The sequence below is a fragment of the Sedimentitalea todarodis genome (assembly GCF_032595355.1).
Taxonomy (GTDB): domain Bacteria; phylum Pseudomonadota; class Alphaproteobacteria; order Rhodobacterales; family Rhodobacteraceae; genus Sedimentitalea; species Sedimentitalea todarodis.
The window spans coordinates 1-21,709 of the sequence record NZ_JASMWN010000037.1 but is presented as its reverse complement, the minus strand read 5'-3'; the positions used below and the strand labels follow the sequence as shown (position 1 = coordinate 21,709).

Below are 21,709 nucleotides of genomic sequence, written 5' to 3'. Positions count from 1 at the left end.
GACGCCCAGTTTTGGCGTTGGAAACGGCTTGCTTGCGAGGGGTGGGTTTGTTGCTGCTCATGACTGCAACCGCTACAAAATCTCACATCACACCAAAAGACGGCCCTCGCCGGAGGCGTACGGTGCGGATCGACGAGATCGATTCTGAACGCAGACTCTTTCCCTGCAAGGAGTTCATCCATGACCAGTTTCGCTCTCGCCGATCTGCAGAAGCTGTTAACCCCGCATGTGCCGCTGGGTGTCTGACGTCAGCACTTATGGGTCCAAATAGCGGCATTTGATAAGAGAGAGTTCTTGGCTCATCGTAACCACTGAGGAGTGGAAGATGAGACAGACAAATGGAACACGCAGAAGGTCTGGCGGGTTTCACCCTGAGGCCAGGCAATATTGCCCAGTTTGACGAGTTCGGATGGAATGTGGTCCTGCGCGCCGTCTTTCGCATTATCTGGCACCATGATCCTCCACAGCAATCACCGCTCTCATCGGGAAGTGATCAGACCCCACCGCGGATAACCTGTCAAAGGAGATCAGAGCGAGCCTATCCGTAAGATAGAGCTGATCGATTGGGAACCGCATCCACCAAGACTTTGCATCAAAGCTCGGGAGCATACCTCTGCCCATACGCGGGTCTTTGAACCCGCCATACTCTTTGAACCGCTCGGATGTGTGTGACCACGCCACATCGTTAAAATCGCCCATTGCTACGACAGGCAACCGTTCGCGATCCGCAACTTGCGCGGCTCTCTTAATCTGTGCGTCGCGCTCTTCCGTATCCTGTCCGGGAACAGGCGGTCGTGGGTGGAGGCCTACAAAGAAGAACCTGCCCGTCGGACCTTCAAGTTCGGCAAGTAGAGTTGGCGTTTCATCGTGGCTCAGAAATACGGTTTCGACACTTTGCGCGGGAAGATTTGTTGCGAAGATCAAGCCGTAGTGATTGTCGAGCGGATGGCGCAGTACCGTTTCGTAGCTGTCGAGAACAGGTTCCAATGCGTTAACCCACACCTGATCGGTCTCCATCAGGAACAGAACATCGGGGGCCTCTTGTCCGATCAAATCAACCACGGCATCGTGGTGCGTATTTTCCATCAGGACATTGGCCGAGATCAGCGAAACGTGCACATCCTCACTAATTCCTGGAGACAAGGCGATTTCCGCGGTCGCCCATTGTGTGAACGGAAAGATGCGATAGCCCTGATAGATCGCACAAAGCGAGAGGACGATCATGGCACCGCCACGCTTTTGCTGAGCACGAACAGACCGAGCACAAGCGCAATCAAGGCGAACAGCGCGATGTGCAACCTCGGGAAATCCCACCCTCTGATCCACCATTCTTGGCTTTTAGTCAGAGGGGCAAGTGTCGTGAAGAGAATGAGGGCGGTCGAAAACCAGAAGAGCGCCAGGACAAGTTTCAATATCATTTCCGCCCAGAACCCGTCTCTCTATACCCTGCGTCCTGTCATTCCATTTTTTATCGCACAGTTTCGGCGATGGCATCCACGCTCTTCAACGATAAGGCAGCGATGGTCAGCGTCGGGTTGGCCGTTGCGGATGTTGGAAACGTTCCAGAGCCGAGAATGAACAGGTTAGAGTGATCAAAGCTTCTCTGATCGGCGTTCACGACGGCCTGCGACGGATCATCGCCCATCCGGACCGTCCCGATGATATGTCCAGCGCCTTGGGTGTCCACCGCATGTTTGACGTTCGTCGCCCCAATGGCTGCAAACACCTCCTCATGCGCGGCCTCTGCTGCATCGAGGCCGGCGCGGGTGTACTCATCAAGATCGTAATGAATACGGGGCAGGGGGACACCGTTCGCATCAGTCTTATCAGGATCCAGTGTCACCCGGTTGTTTGCATCCGGTGATTGTTCGACCAAGGACGCAAGACGTATTTGGCGTGACGTCACATCCTTGATTTTCTCGTTCAGTGCGTCGCCACGCAGCCCCTGCATCGCCAAGTCCGCTGCAGTCGTCGTCGGAGCACCTGTTGGCCAGCTGTGACCGTCATTGCCGATCTCGATCCGAAAGGCACCGCGCTGAGCACGGAAATCGCCGTCACGCAGGTTTTCGATGCCCGAGGTTGAGAGCGGTCCGCGGTAGGGCCAGACCGGTTCTGCGGCTTCTGCCCAGCTAAGGCGCGTCGGGTGGTCCATAAGGTTCCGGCCGACCTGATCTGAGCTGTTTGCAACGCCATTGGACGCACCTTCCTGCTTCGAGTTCAGCAAGAGCCGCGGTGTCTCGATACCGTGAGCGGCGACAACGACGACCTTGCCCGCAGCCGTCCCTGTGCTGCCGTCGGCGCGTCGGAAGTCAACTGAAGCAATTTGGTTGTCGGATCCAAGGTTAAGGCGGGTCGCTGTGGTCTGGTCATAGACCTTTGCACCGGGCATCGTCAAGTTATCGGAGTTTCTGTCGGCGAAAGCCGTGGCACTGGATCTCAGGCAGCCTTCAGCTCACGCGTGGTGTCGTCTCAAATCCAGTGGGCATCGGCTCTGGTTTGGCGATAGGCAGCGGCTGAAAGTGTATGGCGGCGCGGACGGAAGATGGTTTGGACCTGATCATGGACGGATAAGAACCGCTGTGCTTGGCGGGGTGATTTGAACCTCCCCATAATCTTTTCTCGCCGTCGTGTGGGGCGATGTGACCCTTCGGATCTATTGTTGAGACCCTTATGGCTGCGGTGCTCTACTCCCGGAGCAAGCTCCTTCAGGGCGGCCCCGTAGCTTCTGAGTTTATCGGTGACGATCACCCGTGGTTCACCAAACGCCTTGAATAGTTTGCGGAAGAACCGAGTTGCGGCCCGTTTATTGCGCCGAGATTGCACGAGGATGTCCAGTACATCGCCTTTGCTGTCGACGGCGCGCCACAGCCAATACTTCTTACCATTTATCGGAAGGACGACTTCGTCCAAGTGCCATTTGTCCGCCGCTTTGGGTCGATCTCGGCGGATCGCCTTGGCATATTGTAACCCGAACTTCGCAACCTAAGCGCGGATGGTCTCGTAGCTGACCACAACACCGCGTGCGGCTAACAGGTCCTCGGCATCGCGCAAACTCATGGGAAATCGATGATAGGCCCAGACAGCGTATCCGATGATTTCAGGAGGAAAACGATGGCCTGAAAAGGCACCAGATTGCTTGGGTTTGGTCATGCGCCCACGTACCGGCTTTTGAGATGTCCCGCAACTTGACGATGCCGGACAACCTGTTCGATCAGGCTGAGCGCATCTTCGAGGAAGAAAAGTCCAAGGCCATGTCAGTCGCCAAGTCAGTTAAGGACGAGGTCAAGGACATTGCGGCCGAAACCAAAGTAGATCTAGATTCTGGTGCACCGGGTGAGAAATCTGCCGTCGAAGCGGTCGGCGACAAGGCCAAATCTGCCGCCAAGCGTGTCGCAGACAAGGCGCAGTCTACAGCAGAAGACAAGAACCTAGGCAAGCCCAAGACCTGAACCAAAGCTAAACGGGGGCTGGGAAACCGGCCCCCGTCGTCACGAACTAGAACTGGATACACCATGGCACGTGGCCGCAAAGCCGAAACACCGACGCAGGTTCCCGCTGCGGGCTGGAAAGATATCGCATTTCGCTTGAAGGACGAGATCGGTGAGGATCGGGTGGGACTTATCGCTGCTGGTGTCGCATTTTACGGTCTGCTCGCGCTTTTTCCAGCGACTACCGCGCTTATCGCAATCGGCGGACTGTTGGTTGAACCAAATATGATTGTCGAACAGATGCATGGGCTTTCCGGTATGGTACCCGAAGATGTTATCACCATTGTCACAGCGCAGGCGACGGCAGTGGCAGGGTCGCGCGAAGGTCGCCTTGGGTTGGCAGCAATTTTGGGTATTTTGATTGCGCTCTACTCGGCGTCCAAAGGTATGGCGAGCCTGATGGAAGGCATCAACGTCGCATATGACGAGCAAGAGGAACGCGGTTTCATCAGGCTCAAATTGGTGACTTTTGCGCTCACGATCTTTCTGATGATCGGGCTATTGATCGCTTTGCTGTCTATGCTGGGCCTTCCCGCATTTCTTGCTTTTGTGGATTTGGGCAGCGTTGTTGAGGCGCTTATTACTGTTGGGTTTTGGCTCGGGCTTCTGGCTCTGACGATCTTTGGGCTTTCAGTGCTGTATCGCTATGCGCCATCGCGCGATGAGCCTGAGTGGAAGTGGGCGTCGGTCGGAGCGATTATGGGCTGTGTTGTATGGCTTGTCGCCTCCGCAGGCTTTGCGTTCTACGTGAGCAATTTTGGCTCATACAATGAGAGCTTTGGCAGTCTGGCGGGGGTCATCGTGCTGCTCATGTGGTTCTGGATTTCCGCCTTCATTATCCTGATGGGTGCAGAACTGAATGCCGAGCTTGAGGCACAGACCCGCATCGATACCACACAGGGTCGGGATCAGCCCATGGGCCAGCGGGACGCAGAAAAAGCCGATACGCTAGGGGAAGCGGCGGGTAAGTGATGATAAAGTTGATTGAGTGTTGAACGCCGCTTTCTGGTCGCTGGCGGTTGTCGTCTTCACTACGACACTGTTGCCGCTGACAAATTCCGTGCAGTGGTGGAAACGGATGTGGGATTTTCCACGACTGCATATTGCGATTGTCGCTCTGGTACTGATTGCTGTCGCCTTGCCTTTTGCGATCTCGTTCAAGCCTGTCTTACTGGGATTGCTTGCCGCGGCATTCTTTTACCAAGCGGTGCAGATATTTCGCTACACGCCGCTGGCGCTGACTGAGGTCGACATGGTTTCTGCACCGTCGCAAGCCCATGAAATTCATTTCTTGGCGGTCAACGTGTTGATGGAGAATACGCGCTATGATGATCTTATCCGGATCATTGCACGTGAAGACCCTGACGTTCTCCTGCTCATGGAAACGGATGCGGCCTGGGCAGAGGCGCTGGAAGATGTTTTAGTTCGTTATGTGACGGTTAAGTCCCACATAGCCGACGATCACTATGGTCTTATCTTTGCGACGAAACTAGATGTTGTTACCGTTGATTTTCTATGGCCGTCGGACGATGACACCCCGTCAGTCAAAGCTATTCTGCGTGCGCCGAGCGGGCCCGAATTCAACTTCATCGGACTGCATCCACGTCCGCCGGTACCGGGAAATGACACTGAGACTCGCGACAGACAGATCAAAGAAGCTGCCTTGATGACCTCATCAGCGGATCGACCCACGATATGCATGGGTGATTTCAACGATGTCGCGTGGTCCTGGACCACCAAACGGTTCAAGCGGTACGGCGATTTCAGGGAACCCCGCGTCGGGCGCGGTATGATCTCTAGTTTCCACGCTGACTACCCTTTTATGCGTTTGCCGATTGATCAGCTCTTCATCACTGAGAACGTTGGGTTGGTTTCATTCGACCGGCTGGAGAATTTTGGCTCTGAACACTTTCCCATAGCTGCGACGGTGTTCTTTGCGGACAGTGAGGGACCTGAGGATGGGTGATACGCATCAGTCCAAGGATGTAATATCACCTGATCTCGTGGAGAGTCAGTGGAAACGGCTAGAGTATCCGCTTGCGGGGATATTCGGCCTGTTGCTTTTGCAGACTCTCGTATCCGCAAGTGACTTCTTGGTCCCAGTCGTGACCGCATTGCTAGGCTATTTTGTTCTGAACAGACCCCGCCGCTGGCTCGGCCAGATCGGTGTGCCACCAGTGGTCTCGGCCGGTCTGTTCACAACGCTACTCACCTTGCTTATTGTCGTATTGCTTGTTCAATTGAGTAGTCCAGCGGCCCAGTTCATCGAAGATTTTCCTTCGATAATGGAAAAGATCAAGCAAGAGCTATCCGCTTCTGGTGGCGTGTTGGAAGCCATAAACGAAGCCACCGATGCAGCTGAAGAAATCATAAGTAATCAGGATGCCGATGCCGTCGCGGTTGAAGTGGTATCGAACACTGGGTTTGCAGCGTCGATTTTCAGCATGGCCCCCGGTTTCCTGAGCCGTATCGTATTTTCATTGATCCTTCTCTTTTTTCTCGTGGCGTCCGGAGACATGTTTCTCACCAAAACAGTCCAGAGCTTCAATCGGTTCAGCGAAAAACGGCGCGCTGTCGAGGTTCTCCACGCAATCGAAGACCGCCTGGGTTACTATCTGGGCGGCATCTCGATCATTAACGCGGGACTAGGCGTAGTTGTCGCTGCTGCTATGCACCTGTGGGGCTTACCCAACGCGTTGATATTCGGGTTCATGGCTTTCGGTCTGAACTTCGTGCCATTCTTAGGCGGTTTGATGGGCGCATCAATCGCTGCAGCAGTGGCGTTTGTCAGCATGGATGGAACATGGGCCTCCGTTGGCGTATTTGTGACCTATGTTCTTCTGACATCAATCGAGGGACAGTTCATTACCCCACTCGTGATCTCGCGCCGGATGAAGTTGAACACAACGGTGGTTTTTCTGACGGTCGCATTCTTCGCATGGATTTGGTCGGTGATGGGTATGGTCGTGGCACTACCCATCTTGATCGTAATCAAGATCGTTTGCGATGAAACGAACACGCTTCCGACGCTTGCGCGTTTTCTCGGCGATCAAGACGACGCCGGCTCAGAGGAAGACGCCTAGACGCTGAAATGTAGCTGGCAATCAGTATCGCCAGCCACCAAATCAATCATGATTTCTTGCGAATGAGGCGTGCCACCTAATCAACAGGCATGCCCCAATCGCTGTGACTTGGCAGTTAAACGGGCTCTTCCTCACTAAGGACATGCGCATTGATAACTGCTACGTTTCGGGCGACCGCGGCCTGATCGTGTAGTTCCATTCAGGATGGTACGCATCGCCGGTGATGTCGAGGTTGGCTATCTCGGCGTTGGAAACCTTGACGCCCTTCTCATAGATGCGAGTGTCGAGCGCGCACTCGACCTTGAGCCCGGTCCTGGTCGTCGTCGCGCCGATCAGTTCGATCACTGCGCGGCGGTCGGTCAATGGACGGCCGCGCCAGTGGGAGTGGAAAGAACCTGGGGGTCTGGGGATTGAAGCTATGCTAGGTTCGCCATTTTTTGGGGGTGTCGGATGGACGTTCGGATTACAGTTGAGACGGTGTTTGAAAATGGGGAAACGCGTAAGCATGAGTTAGGTATTTGGTCCAGGTCCTCTCGGCAGATAAGTGGTGAAGCAATCGGTCTATTACTCGAGGATGGCAGATCAATCCTCGCCAGAATGCAAAAATGTCATTGTCCAAGATCAGCTTGAGGAAGTGGCGGGGACCTGTCGCAAATGTCCTGGATGCAATCAGGTCCGGCGCATTCATGACTATCGAACACGTAAGCTAGATACGATGTTTGGGCGGCTCGACGTTCGGGTCCCGCGCATCAAACTGTGCGCTTGTCAGGCCGATGCGGCAGGCAGAATTGGTAGCCCCTTGTCTCCGCTCAGCTATTTTCTTCCCGGTCGTGCAACGCCGGAATTCCAACGCTTGCAAGCAGATTTAGCTTCGCGCCATTCGTTTCGCGAGGCAGCAAGGTTGATGAATTTGTTCCTGCCGTGCCAGGTTCAGTCCCACGTCACCACACGAAATCGTCTCGGGTATGTAGCTGAAAAGCTTGAACCCGGTCTTGCATGCAACAGGTCGATGGCGGCGGAACCATCGCAGAAGGCAGTTCCCGTCAACGTTTTCCTAGACGGTGCCCACATTCGCTGCCGACCGGAGTATCAGAAACGGCACCTCGATGTCGTGGTCGGGCGATCCCATCACAGTCTTTTCCGACGGAGAAGCAGCACTGGTTAACTACGTTCGCCACGCCGTTGAGCAACCCGTCACGCACATACTGGACTGGTGGCACATTTCAATGCGGATCAAGCACATTCAAAACGCGACGACCGGTCTGACGAATGCCACCTCGGGACGAAATGAGGCAGACACGCTTCCGGATTTAGCCGAGCGAATTAGATGGTTGACGTGGCATGGGAAACTCTCCCAATCGCTGGCAGCAGTCCAGAGACTTAAGCATGCAAGCGATCGGTTGGAAGACACTTCCCGGCCTGAGATAGGCAATTCAATCCACAAGTTAGGCGCAAGATGCGGCGCATTGGCGACATACCTGCAAAACAACGCAGGCTCGATTCCAAGCTATGCAAAACGCTATAACGCAGGCCTCCCCATTTCATCATCTCGCGCTGAAGGCTGCGTCGACGATATCGCGAACACGCGAATGGGAAAGCGCCGGAGAATGCGCTGGTCCCCAAAAGGAGCGCACAGAGTGGCACTGACAAGGGCCGACGTCCTAGATGGACGCCTGAAAGTCTCCCACCGCCAAAATGCAGCCTGATCCCCCCACTGGATTTGGGACGCCATCACGCGTGAATTGAAGGCGGCCTGAGATCTAGCGCCCTGGCTCTCGCGACCAGAAACTCCGATAACTTGACGATGCCCAACTTGATGCCAACCGGACAGCCGTGATGGCCGACCCCCACCCCGTTGAAACGCAAAGGTAATGCCTTGCGCGTCAAAATACGAACGACAGCTTCAGACTGCCACCGTAGTTGTTCTGATCACGTGAAATCAGAGCGCCGAAATCGGCCGACAGCGTCGTTTGTTTGTTGATCTGCGTTTTAAACTTCGCATTGATGTTGGCAAATTTTGTCTGATTGTCTGCTGCTACGATGTAGGACGGGCCGTCCAGACCGACCCCGACCAAGCTCACCGAAGTTGACGGATCGGTATCGCCCGCGAGAAACAGGCCGCCTCCGCTGATCGTCGCCTCGGTGTGCATGCCACCAAGTTGGAAACTGGTCCCGAGTTCCAGCATGAGGTTCAGAGTGTAAAGAGTGCTGTCGATTGACCCGACATTGAGGCCATAGTCTCCAGCACCGCTCTCGGAGTAGCCATCCTGCCAGAGACGCTGGACACCAAGATCAGCCCACGGTTTCAGGTATGTGGTCGGACCAATATCAAATGAATGCGCAACGCGCGCATGCGCTGCAACCCAAGTGGATTTTGGGCTCCCCTTCGCCAGCATCGCACCGTTGGGTGTGATGACCTGACGTTCAAGGTCGAAATCGCTCATCCCTGCCGAAAGCGAAGCGGACAGCGTGGTGGCTCCGATCTCGCGCTTGATCACGGCCCCGATGTTGAAGCGATGACCGTCGCCATTGACTGTGTCGCTCGAAGTGCTGGCCTTCTCATACCCCACGGCGAACCCGGCAAACCAATCGGTGGAAAACTCTCGCTGAAATCCTGCAGACATGGCAAAGACGTTTTCGTCATAATCCGACGGCTGTCCGGCATCCCTGTGGCTGGCAACGCCACCGATCCTGCCCCAGAAGCACGATCCTTCGCGCCTGAACACGGCGACACCGTCAGAAGCCGTTTCAGGGCAACTCATCAGATTGTCGGAAAAGCGCAGCGATGAGAACACTGCCGTCTCTGTGGGCGTGAAAATCTCTGTGGGGACGAAACGGTCGTAGACACTTATCAGATCATCAACGTCTTCGACCCTGAGAAAGTAATTTCCCAGATCATCGACAAAAGATAATCTCCCTTCCTCTTCCCCATCACTAAGCTCGCGGCGGCGCAACGTGATCAGGTCATTTATGTGATTGGCAAACCCGGTGTGGTTTTCGTTGATTTTCGCAAGGGCGCTTGGTGAAACCTTGGACCGCGCCTGTGCATCACCGGTCCATGGCGCATAGTTCACATTGTAGCTCAGGTGTATTCCCTCGCCGCCAGCATATCTTTTCTTGGTGAGACTGTAGTCAACGGCCGCAGTATTCGCGACGGTCAGAGTATTGTCGATGTCCGACGTCTCTGAAGCAAAGATCAGGGCAGAACCGCTGGTGCCGGACCTGGGCGCCACCCCGATCGGGTTCGGAAGGACCGACCCGGCCAGGCTGGGTTGCGTGGCGCTGTCCACCACAATCAGGTCGGCGCTATTGTTGCTGGCACTAAAATCGGTGAGCATGGTGCCGGTCACCGCCTGTGTCAGTGATCCGATCACAAGCGAATCGTCGATTGAGTCTTTCGTTTCGGTGTATCTGGACCCGGCATACATCGTGCCACCATTGTGCACAGACCCTTCGGTTCCAAGAGCCATTTCCGACCCGAGCCCGAGAAATCCGGTTGCGGTGTTTTCGATCACGATCGGCGCGCCGGGCGAGGAACTGCTGGTTTCGCTTTTGACTCTGCCTTCTAGTGTACCGCTGTTTGTGACTGTGAGCTTTCCGACCCCGTTGGTCCGGATGACATAACTGCCTACCTCTTGGTTTTCCTGCCGAAGTACGCCCGCGTTTGATATCGTATTGTTCCTGCCATCGAATAGGCCAATCGTTTCCCAGCCTTCTGCTGCTGTTGAAACAGTCGCAGCTTTGGCAATGCTGATGGCGATCGCGCCGTTGGCCCCTGCACCCATTCCATCACTTTGTGCCAGGATTGCGCGGCTATTCTCACCCGTCACTTTGATGTCGGCATTGATATTGATGTTGACGTCACCAGCTGTATCACTCTCACCGCTGCCTCCCACGCTCTGAGCATTCACCCCATTTGCTCGCTCTCCTGCAGTCGAGATGACACCGTTTGTCGTGATCGTCACATCGCCCCCATCGCCGGCGTCAAGTCCGCCGCCAACGAAAGTTGTGATGGAAGATCCGGATGCGGTCTCGGTTATCTGGGCGATACCGCCAGACCCGCCAACCGATTGAACCAAAATGCCGTGTGCCCGATCGCCTGTCGTGGTTATCGCAGCTGCCGTTACAGCAACGTCTCCGCCTTCGCCGCCGCCTCCGGCGCTCATTTGAACGCCGGTTCCGGCCCCGACATTCAGGTCCAGCCAGGAATCAGAAAACCCTTTTTCGACATCGCCCGCCGCCCCGCCACCGCCTCCGATCGATTGAGCAAAGATACCCATACTGCCGTCGCCCGATGTGATGATCGAACCCCGCTGATCGATCGAGACGGTGCCACCTTTGCCACCGCCACTACCGCCGCCACCAACAGTCAATTGCGACCACAATCCAGTGACGCCTGCGCCGCCTTTGCCGCCGCCGCCGCCGACTGATTGGGCATGGATGCCGAAAGCGTGGTCACCAGCCGTAACAATTGAGCCGGTCCCGCCTGCGGTGATCGCTCCGCCGTCGCCGGTGGCCCCCGCCGATCCGCCGATCCCCATGCTGACAGAGCCGAAGTCCGGGACAAAGCTGAGATTGCCGGGCGCATCGCCGATGTTGTTCAACGTCTCATTGTTGACCCAGGCCTCGGTGCCCAACGCACCCATGGCACCGTTACCCCCGCCGCCGCCGATCGAGTAGACTTCGATACCGTAGGCGAGATCATCCCTGGTGTTGATTGATCCATCGTTGGTAACATTGACAGGCCCGCCATTTCCCGCGGTACCGCCGCTCCCGCCAATCTCGGCAGTGAGCGACACACTTACGGTGGTGACATTCTCATCGTCCGGCGCCTTGCACGCGACGGTGCCGCCACTTGTCAGCGCGCTGCAAATGCCTTCGAAACTGAACGACGCCGAGGAAGTGGTGCCGCCACTGCCGCCGCCGCCCCCCACGCTTCCCGCAGAGATCCCCATCGAGCTTGCTCCTTCGGTGTTCAATTGACCTGCGTTATACACCGTGACTGTGCCGCCATTGCCGGCAGCACCACCCATGCCACCAATGCCGACATCAATCGAAGCGCTGAGACTGCTGCTTTCGGAGCTCGATTCGGGAGCCGGTTCGAGATAGAGATTGGCAGCCGAGCCGCCCTTGCCACCTCCGCCTCCGATGCTCATGGCTTCAATGGCGCTCGAACCACCCTTGGTGGTGGTGATGTTGGCAAGAGAGCCGTTGTAAACTCCTACGTTACCTGCGCGTTGACCGGCACCACCTGTGCCGCCGATATGGACGCCGATGTCGGCGCTGCTGCCCTCGTTGGCGGCGACTTTGACCGAATACACCGAGCCCCCAGAGCCGCCGCTGCCACCAATGGACTGGGCCAAGATACCGTTTGCATAGAATCCCTTGGTGATGATCGCGCCGAAATTGTTGACAGTGGCATCCGATGCCTTGGCGCCCATCGCTCCGGACCCGCCGATATCAATGTTTACTTGCGCCGAAGCATCCGAGGAGAACGACATATTGCCGGAATAGACATTTCCGCCACTTCCGCCCTTGCCGCCGATCGACTGTGCGAGAACGCCGTAAGAAGCAAAATCGTTGGTTGCGATGGTGCCTTGCGCCACCTCCACGACAACCGCGGCCGACCTGCCTCCGCGCCCGCCATCGCCACCAACCGACATGCTCGCCTGGCCGGAAAGCTCGCCGGCGGTCCCGCTGCCCTGCGCTGCATAGCCTCCGGAGCCGCCGGCACCACCAATGGATTGCGCCAGCACACCATAGGAGTGAAATTGCTCGGTCGTGATATTCCTCTGGCTGGTGACGTTGACTTCGCCACCTTTCCCGCCAGCGCCACCAAAGCCGCCGATAACTCCACTGACCGCACCCATCGAAAGCCCTTGTCCCGAGATCGAACCGCTGGCGCTGCCGCCGCCGCCGCCAATCGAACTAGCGGCGATTCCGCTGGAATAGTGACCGCTTGTCTTGATTTCCGACAGACTGCTGACGGTGACCTCTGCGGCATTGCCGCCGCCGCCACCGTCGCCGCCAATCGCCAGACTGGCAGAGCCTAGGGACAGCCCGGTGGCTGTGACCACATGTCCGGCGCTGCCACCTGAGCGCGCAACGCTCGTGGCCTTCAATCCCTCCGACATGTGACCTTTCGTCGTGATGGTCGATCCGTCCGCGGTGTTGATCGTAACCGCCCCGCCGGATCCGCTCGCGCCACCTTGTCCGCCAACGCTTATGCCGATAGGCGCGTCACCCTCGAGTTGCGCGGAAACGGTTGTGCCGCTGTTGCCGCCACCACCGCCGACGCTCATGCCCAGAACACCCGTTGCGTTGTTTCCTGAAGTCGCAACCGCTCCCGTCAGATTGACGTTGACGGCGCCGCCATCGCCAGCGGTGCCACCGCCACCGCCTACTGCGGTGTTCACATTGACGTAAGTCGCTTCTCCGCCGAATGCACCGGTGAAATGGGCCGCGCCGCCGCCGCCGCCAATGCTCATCGCGCTAACGCCAAGGGACGAATCCCCTGTTGTGGTGATCGACGCCGCGGCGACATCCACTTCTGCGCCATCGCCACCACCGCCGCCACTGCCGCCGACAGCCGTATTGGCAGCGGCCTGCGTCACCAATGTACCGGCCAGCGTAATGCCGGAATGCCCACCGCCGCCACCAACGGAATGCGCCAGAATGCCGGTCGCGATCTGGCCTGCGGTGGTGACTGTGCCTGCAGAATTGACCGTCACCGTCTGCGCCGATCCCCCGCTACCGCCGGAGCCGCCAACAGCCTGTTGCGCCGAAAACTGTGAATTCAGCGCCCCGGCAACGGTCGTTCCAGACGAACCGCCGCCGCCGCCAACGCTCTGCGCCATTATCGCTGCGGAATTTTCGCCTTGCGTCGAAATTTCACCAGTCCAATTGAGCAGGACTCTGCCTGCCACGCCGCCAAGTCCACCCGCGCCTCCGACTGCGGTGTCAGCAGAAACCGTCGTTATGCCGCTGGCCGCAACGGTTGTACCGCCGTGTCCTCCGCCACCGCCGACACTCTGAATCTTGATGCCGGTGGAGTCATTCCCGACTGTCGTGATTTCGCCGCCGCCGAATACGGTCACGTTGTTGCTGTCGCCGCCGCCGCCGCCCATGCCACCGATCGCCGTTGACAGGTTCGCCCCGCTCGCAAGGGAACCCGCAACAGTTGCGCCAGAATTACCGCCGCCGCCACCGATGGATTGAAGCAGGATACCTGCGGAATGATCCCCCTGGGTTGAAAGCCTCCCGTTCGACTGAACGCTCGACCCACTAACCGAACTGCCGGCGTCGCCGCCCGATCCACCAAGTGTGGTGTTGACCGCGACAGCCGATACGGCAGTGCCCGAGATGGCGGTGCCACCATGTCCTCCCCCGCCGCCGATTGACTGAACCTGGATCGCCGCCGCGTGAGACCCGGCTGTGCTGATATCCGCGCCAATCGCATTGGCCTCTTTTTCATAGATCGCTGAGTACCCATCACCACCGGCACCGCCAACGCCGCCAAACGCCAGCGCAACAGATGCCGGAGCAATGGAATCAATGGCGATGGCACTTCCGCCGCTACCGCCGCCGCCGCCAAGACTTTGCAAAAATACGCCGCGCGACCGGTCGCCCGTCGTCGAGATCGTGCGCTTCGCAACTCCTGTATCCTTGTAGATGACATTATTGGCATCTTGTGCGGCACCACCGGAACCGCCGATCGACAGGGAAAACCCAGGTGACCCTGCGATCGCGGTTGACCCGTTGCCGCCGCCACCTCCGACGCTTTGCGCAAACACTGCGTCCGAGTCCGATCCTGCGGTCGTGACCGCCCCGGAATTGTTGATCGTGACCGCCCCACCGGCGCCACCGTTGCCACCGCTACCACCGATCGCTGCGATACCCCCGAATTCTGAATGGGCCGATCCACCGCCGCCGCCGACGCTCTGCGCAAAGATGCCGCCGCTGACTTCGCTGCCCGACGTTGAAACCGTGCTGTCACTGGTAATCTGAACGTGGCCGGCCGACCCTCCGTTGCCGCCCTGTCCACCAACTGCCACAACACCCAGAGACCCGCCGCCCGAACCGCCGCCACCTCCGATGCTCATGGCCTCGATCGCGCGGGAGTAGTTGCCGGAGGCTGATATCGTTACCCCCTGGTCGAGCAGGACGGTCACGTCTTTCCCATCGCCCGCCGCCGATCCGCTGCCACCAAGCGCAAGGATGCCTTCACCGCTGCCGCCGCGCCCGCCGCCGCCTCCGACGGACTGGACCTGAACAACAAATGACTTCTCCTGGCTGGTCGCAACCGTTGTGCCGCTCTCCAGGGTCACGCTGACCGTCCCGCCATCACCCGCGCTTTCGCTGCCCGCCCCATAGGCTCCGAGCCCCGAGGCGTCACCGCCGTCACCGCTAAACCCGCCGACGCTCTGCACCAGAAAGCCATTGGCTTCCTGGTTTGCCGTCGTGACCGAGCCTTTGAACGTCAGTGTGACATCGCCACCCGGCCCTGATCCCGCGCCTGCGCCCCCGGTCCCTGAACCGACAGCCGCCTCTGCGTTGCCGCCGTTGCCTCCGGAGCCGCCATAGCTGCGGGCAAACACAGCCTGGCTCTGTTCACCCCGGGTCGAGATATCTGCCCAGAGGTCGGCTGAGATGGCTCCTGCCGATCCGCCACTGCCGCCATTCCCGCCAGTGGCATTGCCGACCGTTGGTGCATCAGCATCGCCACCATCGCCACCGCGTCCGGCGATGCTTTGGAGCACCAGAGCATGCTGGGTCTCGGATCGGGACTCGGTCGCGATTGTTGCGGGACCGCTGTCAGAATTCTCCATTCGCACCGTGACGGCACCGGCATCAGCTCCCGTGCCGCCATCTCCACCAGTCGCATTCCCACCACCGTCTGCGGCTTTGCCCTCTCCTCCATGGCCACCTTGTCCGCCAAGGCTCTCTACAGAGACCGCTGTCCCGATTCCAAAATCCCCCGTCCCGGCGTCGCGCATTGTGATCGATGCAAGGCCCAGCGTCAGCGAGGCCGCGCCTCCGGCCGCTCCGTCGCCGCCAATGCCGCCGACCGCATCGCCGGACCCTTTCGAGTCCCCATAGCCACCAACACCGCCGGTACCGCCCTGGCTGTGGACGCGCACGGCGTCTGATCTGCCCTGGGTCACTATCGTAAGCCTACCGCCGCCATCGCCCAATATCGCGGACGCGTCACCGGCAACGCCACCAGAACCGGCTGCGCCAGCGGCCGCATCGCCATCTACGTCACTCTCGGCGGTGGCGCCCAGCCCACCTTGTCCGCCGACCGATTCCGCCGCAATCGCATAGCCATTTGGCGATCCGAATGTGAGTGACCCGCTGTTCATGACCACAGTGGCCGTCCCGGCACTTCCACCGGTGCCACCCTGCCCACCGTATGTCGAGCCGTCCGCTATTGTCCGCGCCTTACCGCCAGCCCCGGAATTCCCACCGAAGGATCCGGCGTGGAGCCCGTAATCTACGTTATCTCGATTTCCGTCCGCTTGAAACGTTACGGTCCCGGAATTCATGGTTGCCGATACATCGCCGCCATCGCCGCCGCCTCCACCCAGACCGCCATATGCGTCGCCCAATGAAAAGGCTTGAGCCTGGTTGCTGTTGGCGCCATCGCCTCCGATTGATTGCGCCTCAATCAGACCGACGAAGGTGTCTCTCTCCGTCGTGCTGAGGTTGATGACTCCTGACAGAAACGTGTTGGTCGCGGCTCCGGCGTTCCCGCCGGAGCCGCCCGGGTCAGACCTTGCATCACCGGTGGCCGGCGAGTCGCTGTCGCCCGTCGATCCATCGCCCGCGCGGGTGTAGGCTCCCAACCCGTAGAAATTAAAGGTCCCTCTGGGCGTATTGATCAACCCGAAGTTCCGCCCATCAAACCGCAGCGCAAGAGCATCCGTTCCCAATCCTGGTGTGCCGTTGCCCCTTGATGGGTCAACACTTTGCCTGAATTGCATGGTTTCAAATATGTTCGCATCCAGATTTTCAATGACGAGGTTGGGGGCTGGCACGGGGCTGAAAAAACCCGTTGAAACCGTCCCGTTGCAGGTGATGACACTGCCTTCAGTGCTGCAACCTGCCTGGGCCGTATCAGCAAATGCCGTGAGAAAGACAAACAATGCCATCGGTGATGACGTGGACAAATAGCGAGGGAGAGAAGTCATGATACTCACTTTCCAATACGATACCTGAACCGGTCGGGAGACGATGGGGGCGCGCAGGTCGGGTGGGACCCGCACGCGCGGTCCCGGATCGTCTGGTCAAACCGGGATCTTTCCCCATGCAACGGTCGCTCAAATCGTCGATGGGTGTCGTAAACGAGATGTCTTTGGTCGAGCAACGACTCTAAAATAGGGGAAGCTGCCTCCAAAGTCGTCGCAGCAAAATACCGGTCACGGGGTTATCCAAGCAGAATCCAAGTGGACGCCAGCGCGATTTTGGCGCAAATTTCTCTGGTCAAAGGCTGGAGTAACGCATGGCGTCCAAACTCTCTGCTGCAATCAAGGCCGGTCTGGTCCTCCAGGGGATCAGCCAGAATCATCTGGCCGGCCTTCTTGATGTTTCGAGCAACACTGTCTCCGCATGGGCGAAGGACAAGCATTTGCCGGACAAGGAGAGCCTTCCCCAACTCGTAAAGGTTTTCAAATGGTCAGATGACAAGCTGGCGTTGCTGATCGAAGACTGGTTCGAAAACGACCACGGCGAAAGAAACTACCGGGTGTCGGGCGATGAGTTCATTACGGCCAGATACGATGGAGATTATGAGCGTTTTCTGGCAGATCTGATCGCCCTGGATGAAAGCACCATTTCCGGGATCAGCCGGGAACACGAAGGGACTCCCCGGCAATGGGAGCCGATCTTTCGACAAAGCCCCTATACATGGCGGCTCCTCACAGCGGAGAACGAGATTGCCGGGTATTGGCAATTCATCTGCCTGAAAGACGCCTACTTCCAACGCGTACTTGACGGGTCACTGGTCGATTCCGAAATCTCTATCGACATGCTGGATTTTCCGGTCGTTGAAGGAGCATATAGAGGTTATTTCATCGCGATCGCGACACGTCTTCAGGACCGGAGCCCGAATTCGCTTGCGATACTCAAGTCATCTATCGAGAAAGCAATCGTGGACTTTGCACGAAACGGCGTTCTGTTCAGTCAGTTTTGCGCGACCGCGTTTTCATTCGAAGGCAAGCGCATGTGCGAGTTGATGGGAATGACATACCAGATGCGGCACCCCAGAGCGAGCGACAGCGAGATTGCCGATATTTTCCTCATCGAAGGCCGGCATGTCGCCCAATCCTACTGGGGGCGCAACAGTATCATCCGCCAAGCCTACCAAGCCCATTTCTCATAGGTCCGTACCGGCAAATTTCCGCGCCGGGAACCTCATTCGCGACTGCAGGCATGCAAAAAGCAGAGAAGGAAACGAGATGACAGTTACGCGTCGAGACTTCGTACAGGGCGGCCTTGCGACAGCTTTCCTGCTCTCCGGTACACCGCATCGCGGGCGTGCGGATCAGCCGAGGTCCGCACTTCCTATCCCCCAGGAGCTACGTCCTGACGCCTCAGGAACGATCAAACTGGTCGCGCAGTCTGGCACAACGCGCTTTGGCGATCGGCCACCAACGCCGACCTACGGTGTCAATGGAACCTTTCTCGGACCGGCCGTGCGTGTGAAGCAAGGCCAGAAAGTTGTGATGGATGTACACAACGCATTGCCCGAGGCGATGTCGCTACATTGGCATGGTCTCATCATCCCCGGTGACGTCGACGGAGGGCCCCATCAGCTGATCAAGAAAGGCGGAGCATGGCGACCGACACTGGACATTGATCAACCGGCCACGACGCTGTGGTTCCACCCGCATATCTATCCGAGCACGGCAGAAATGGTCATCAAGGGGTTCGCAGGTCTGTTTATCATCGACGATGACGAAAGTGACAGCCTGCCGCTGCCGTCCCGATGGGGCGTAGACGACATACCCATCGTAATTCAGGATCGTCGTTTCCAGGACGATGGTGCGTTTTTTCACGTCTTCAACCTTGCCGCAGTCACGGTCGGCTATGTCGGAGACATGGTTCTGGTCAATGGGGCGGAGTATCCACAGGCGCAAACGACCCGCGGATGGGTCCGGTTGCGCATCCTGAATGGGTCGAACGCTCGCGGCTATCGTCTTGTGGCTTCGGATGGGCGGGCGTTTCACGTGATCGGCTCCGATGGTGGCCTGCTGGAGCATCCGGTGTCCATGGCAGAGCTTTCGGTGAATGTCGGTGAGCGATACGAGATCATGGTTGACCTTCGGGATGGCAAATCTGTCGATTTTCTTTCGCTTCCGGTTAAGCAGATGGGCATGGGCCTGCCACCCTTTGATCAGCCTGTCCCGCTCTTTACTCTCAAGCCCTCAACAACCGAGGGGGTCGGGCGTTTGCCTGACCGGCTTGCGACTTTGCCTGCATTGCCAACGCAGTTGCCGCCGGTTTCCCAAGAATTGAGCATGGCGATGTTTCGGGACAAGGAGGGCATGGGAAAGATCAAGTCGACCGGCATGATGATGGCAACGAAAGAGGGTAAAATGCCGAGCCCCGAGGCGATGGCCCGAATGACCGATTTCATCGTCAATGGTGCGCCCCTCGGGACCAAGGCGCAATTTGCGTCCAACGGCATCAACGGAACCTCCTTCTCGATCGGAATGCCGGGGTTTGAGGCGGCGCGCAGTCAGGACCTCCGCTGGCGGATTGCCGAAGGCCACGATTCGATGCTGCACCCGGTGCACGTCCACGGTTGCCAGTTCCGCATTCTCGAAGTGGATGGCAAGCCGCCACGCCCGCACATGGCGGGCTGGAAAGACACGGTACCGATCAGCGGCGGCGGCTCTGCCGAAATCCTTCTGAATTTCCCAAACGCAGCGGGCCACTCGGCGCCATATATGGCGCATTGTCATATACTCGAACATGAGGATTCCGGCATGATGACTCAGTTCACCGTGGCGTGACAAAACGTGGCAAATGGTCGGTTCTGCCGATACGGCCGCGTTCCGCCAACTCAAGAAAACTCCTCTGCTGGACACGCCTATCCAGCGAGTCTGCAAACGGCGAGAAGCCAAACTGCTCTGTCTGGTCAAACTGGCCTTTCCGGGCCATCTGCGTGACTTCGATCCCAGTCACAGCAACCGTAGCTGCATTCAACGATTTGAAGGCCTGCATCGGCCTGGTAGTTTTCCGAATGAAAATGGTATCTTTTGACCGGCAGATGAATGCATTGCATTCGCCGGGAGGTGTACTCAATGACGTTCACTTTCAGGTAAGCAAGTTTACCCTGCCCTGCTGTGATTGAGATGTTTCGTCCGCCATACGGTGATCAACTCTTCAATTCTGATTTGGTCTCGGCAGAGTTTTGGTCTGACGCGACACGCCCGGCAACGCAACTGAAATTCATAGCTCTACGATACTACCGCGAGAGGTTGTCAGGACGTAGATCGTACTTGTGCGCCAGCTTGTTCACGGTCGCCCCAGGCGACAGAGCCTCTGCGACCATCTGCACTTTCACGCCATCCGGCGACCGCGTTTTTCAGGTCTTTGACGTCTCGTCATCCAAACCTGTGAGGATCGCTTTCATAGTTTCCATGGAGAAACTCAACCCCTGTTACCCAATAGGGTCTGAATCTCAGTGCACGGGCATCAGCAAGAGGTGGGAGCCAGGCAATGCTTACCAATGTCCGCTCAACAGCATACTGCTTTGATCAAACGATCTGTGCCGCCGCGAGAATAGAGAAGTAGGCACAGATACGTCTGTAGATGGAACCAGCTTGGGTCCCGATCGTTTTCTTGATCACTGAGTGATATGCGTGGCGGGCGGCACTCGATGAACTGTCAGGAGGACGACATAAATTTGACCGAAGAGATTGAGCGTGGGCGGCATGCACAAAACCCATCTGAAATCCCGGCCACAGGGTGGCGGGATGTTCTCTGGCGCGTCTACACTGGGACCAGCGACAACAACATCTTTCTGGTTGCCGGAGGGGTTACGTTTTATCTTCTTCTTGCCGTGGTGCCGGGCCTTGCAGCCTTCGTATCACTCTTTGGACTTTTTGCCGATCCGGTCGCAATTTCAGAGCACATTGCGTCGTTGCGGGGCGTACTTCCTTCGGAAGGAATTAAACTACTGCAAAGTGAGCTTGATGCCCTCCTGCTACAGGAACGAGGCACGCTGACATTCGGCTTCCTGCTATCATACGTTTTCACGTTCTGGATCACCAACAATAGTGTCAAGGCGATGCTCGGAGCTCTCAACGTTGCTTATGATGAAATCGAAAAGCGATCATTCATCCAACTCACACTGGCTTCATTCGCCTTTACGCTCGCTGCGATGGCGACCGTTATCGTCATTCTTACGGCGATCGCGACAATCCAGGTTACCAATAGCGCTGAGTCACCACTTCACTCGTCGGTTTTGCGAATATTGCAGTGGCCAGTCCTCATGATTATGGTCGCTTTGGGGTTGGCGGTCTTGTACCGCTATGGACCGAGCCGAAGCAGCCCAAAGTGGCGGTGGGTCTCTTGGGGCAGCACATTGGCTACGGTCGTCTGGATCGCTTCCTCATTCGCTTTTACCATGTATCTGGAGAATTTTGCCAATTACAACGCGACCTACGGGTCACTTGGCGCGTTGGTTGGCTTCTTGTTCTGGGTCTGGATATCAGTCTTGATCGTCATTGTAGGGGCCTCTTTGAATGCCGAGATGGAACGACAAACTGCTAAAGACACTACAGATCCGCCCGATCAGGAAATGGGAAAGCGCGGTGCTGTTGTAGCAGACACATTGGGCACTACCGCCGACGGGCTCAAGTGACTCCATTCTTAGGGCTTTGTTGCAGGGATCGCCCCACCGCTGATATCGTTGCGGTTTGTACCCTTCAGGATGTTGAGAATGCCGCACAAGTTCAACGCCGATCGTCGTGACAAGATCCCAAAGCAAAGGCATCGGGTGACCAACTGGGCTGAATACAACGAAGGCCTGCGGCGACGCGGCGATCTGACTGTCTGGATCAGCGAGGACGCGCTTGCCTTGTGGTCGGCCCCACGCCGAACCACGCGCGGCGGACAGCCGCACTACTC

The 21,709-nt window shown here is 57.6% G+C and carries 12 protein-coding genes and 4 pseudogenes; 9 read left to right on the top strand and 7 right to left on the bottom strand.

What is annotated here, in order from left to right:
* From QO231_RS24315 to QO231_RS24295, 5 genes and pseudogenes are all read right to left on the bottom strand, one after another.
* Positions 1-182 (bottom strand): hypothetical protein (locus tag QO231_RS24315; protein ID WP_316782410.1); only part of this gene is annotated, 182 nt, incomplete at its 3' end.
* A 259-nt stretch (positions 183-441) separates the two neighbouring features.
* Positions 442-1,224 (bottom strand): endonuclease/exonuclease/phosphatase family protein, encoded by a 783-nt coding sequence (locus QO231_RS24310; RefSeq protein WP_316782408.1) that lies wholly within the window; start codon positions 1,222-1,224, stop codon positions 442-444.
* Positions 1,221-1,412, bottom strand: coding sequence for a hypothetical protein (locus QO231_RS24305; RefSeq protein WP_316782406.1), 192 nt, complete (start codon positions 1,410-1,412; stop codon positions 1,221-1,223). Before QO231_RS24305 ends, QO231_RS24310 begins: the two co-directional genes overlap by 4 nt.
* A gap of 56 nt (positions 1,413-1,468) precedes the next feature.
* Positions 1,469-2,389, bottom strand: a complete 921-nt coding sequence (locus tag QO231_RS24300) for a GMC family oxidoreductase (RefSeq protein WP_316782404.1) — start codon at positions 2,387-2,389, stop codon at positions 1,469-1,471.
* Positions 2,390-2,469: 80 nt separating this feature from the next.
* Positions 2,470-3,150, bottom strand: a pseudogene (locus QO231_RS24295) (IS6 family transposase).
* Positions 3,151-3,191: 41 nt separating this feature from the next.
* Here QO231_RS24295 and QO231_RS24290 point away from each other — a divergent pair.
* From QO231_RS24290 to QO231_RS24275, 4 genes are all read left to right on the top strand, one after another.
* Positions 3,192-3,449 carry a hypothetical protein gene (locus QO231_RS24290; RefSeq protein ID WP_316782403.1) on the top strand — a complete coding sequence of 86 codons (258 nt, stop codon included), beginning with the start codon at positions 3,192-3,194 and terminating at the stop codon, positions 3,447-3,449.
* A 63-nt stretch (positions 3,450-3,512) separates the two neighbouring features.
* Positions 3,513-4,460 carry a YihY/virulence factor BrkB family protein gene (locus tag QO231_RS24285; RefSeq protein WP_394356707.1) on the top strand — a complete coding sequence of 316 codons (948 nt, stop codon included), beginning with the start codon at positions 3,513-3,515 and terminating at the stop codon, positions 4,458-4,460.
* A gap of 16 nt (positions 4,461-4,476) precedes the next feature.
* Positions 4,477-5,454 carry an endonuclease/exonuclease/phosphatase family protein gene (locus QO231_RS24280; protein WP_316782399.1) on the top strand — a complete coding sequence of 326 codons (978 nt, stop codon included), beginning with the start codon at positions 4,477-4,479 and terminating at the stop codon, positions 5,452-5,454.
* Positions 5,447-6,571 carry an AI-2E family transporter gene (locus QO231_RS24275; protein WP_316782397.1) on the top strand — a complete coding sequence of 375 codons (1,125 nt, stop codon included), beginning with the start codon at positions 5,447-5,449 and terminating at the stop codon, positions 6,569-6,571. Before QO231_RS24280 ends, QO231_RS24275 begins: the two co-directional genes overlap by 8 nt.
* A 159-nt stretch (positions 6,572-6,730) precedes the next feature.
* Here QO231_RS24275 and QO231_RS26305 read toward each other — a convergent pair.
* Positions 6,731-6,952, bottom strand: a pseudogene (locus tag QO231_RS26305) (ISAzo13-like element transposase-related protein); the annotation flags it as partial.
* A gap of 69 nt (positions 6,953-7,021) precedes the next feature.
* Here QO231_RS26305 and QO231_RS24265 point away from each other — a divergent pair.
* Positions 7,022-8,277: pseudogene (locus tag QO231_RS24265) on the top strand (ISKra4 family transposase).
* Positions 8,278-8,454: 177 nt separating this feature from the next.
* Here QO231_RS24265 and QO231_RS24260 read toward each other — a convergent pair.
* Positions 8,455-16,455 (bottom strand): autotransporter outer membrane beta-barrel domain-containing protein, encoded by an 8,001-nt coding sequence (locus tag QO231_RS24260; RefSeq protein ID WP_316782395.1) that lies wholly within the window; start codon positions 16,453-16,455, stop codon positions 8,455-8,457.
* 617 nt (positions 16,456-17,072) lie between these two features.
* Between QO231_RS24260 and QO231_RS24255 the strand changes: the two genes are divergently transcribed.
* From QO231_RS24255 to QO231_RS24240, 4 genes and pseudogenes are all read left to right on the top strand, one after another.
* Entirely contained in the window at positions 17,073-17,951 is an 879-nt protein-coding gene (locus QO231_RS24255; protein WP_316782392.1) for a helix-turn-helix transcriptional regulator, read from the top strand.
* A gap of 76 nt (positions 17,952-18,027) precedes the next feature.
* On the top strand, positions 18,028-19,587 hold the full coding sequence (gene cueO / locus QO231_RS24250) for a multicopper oxidase CueO (protein ID WP_316782390.1): 1,560 nt from the start codon (positions 18,028-18,030) through the stop codon (positions 19,585-19,587).
* An 896-nt stretch (positions 19,588-20,483) separates the two neighbouring features.
* Positions 20,484-21,443, top strand: coding sequence for a YihY/virulence factor BrkB family protein (locus QO231_RS24245; protein ID WP_316782389.1), 960 nt, complete (start codon positions 20,484-20,486; stop codon positions 21,441-21,443).
* A gap of 78 nt (positions 21,444-21,521) precedes the next feature.
* Positions 21,522-21,709: pseudogene (locus tag QO231_RS24240) on the top strand (IS5 family transposase); the annotation flags it as partial.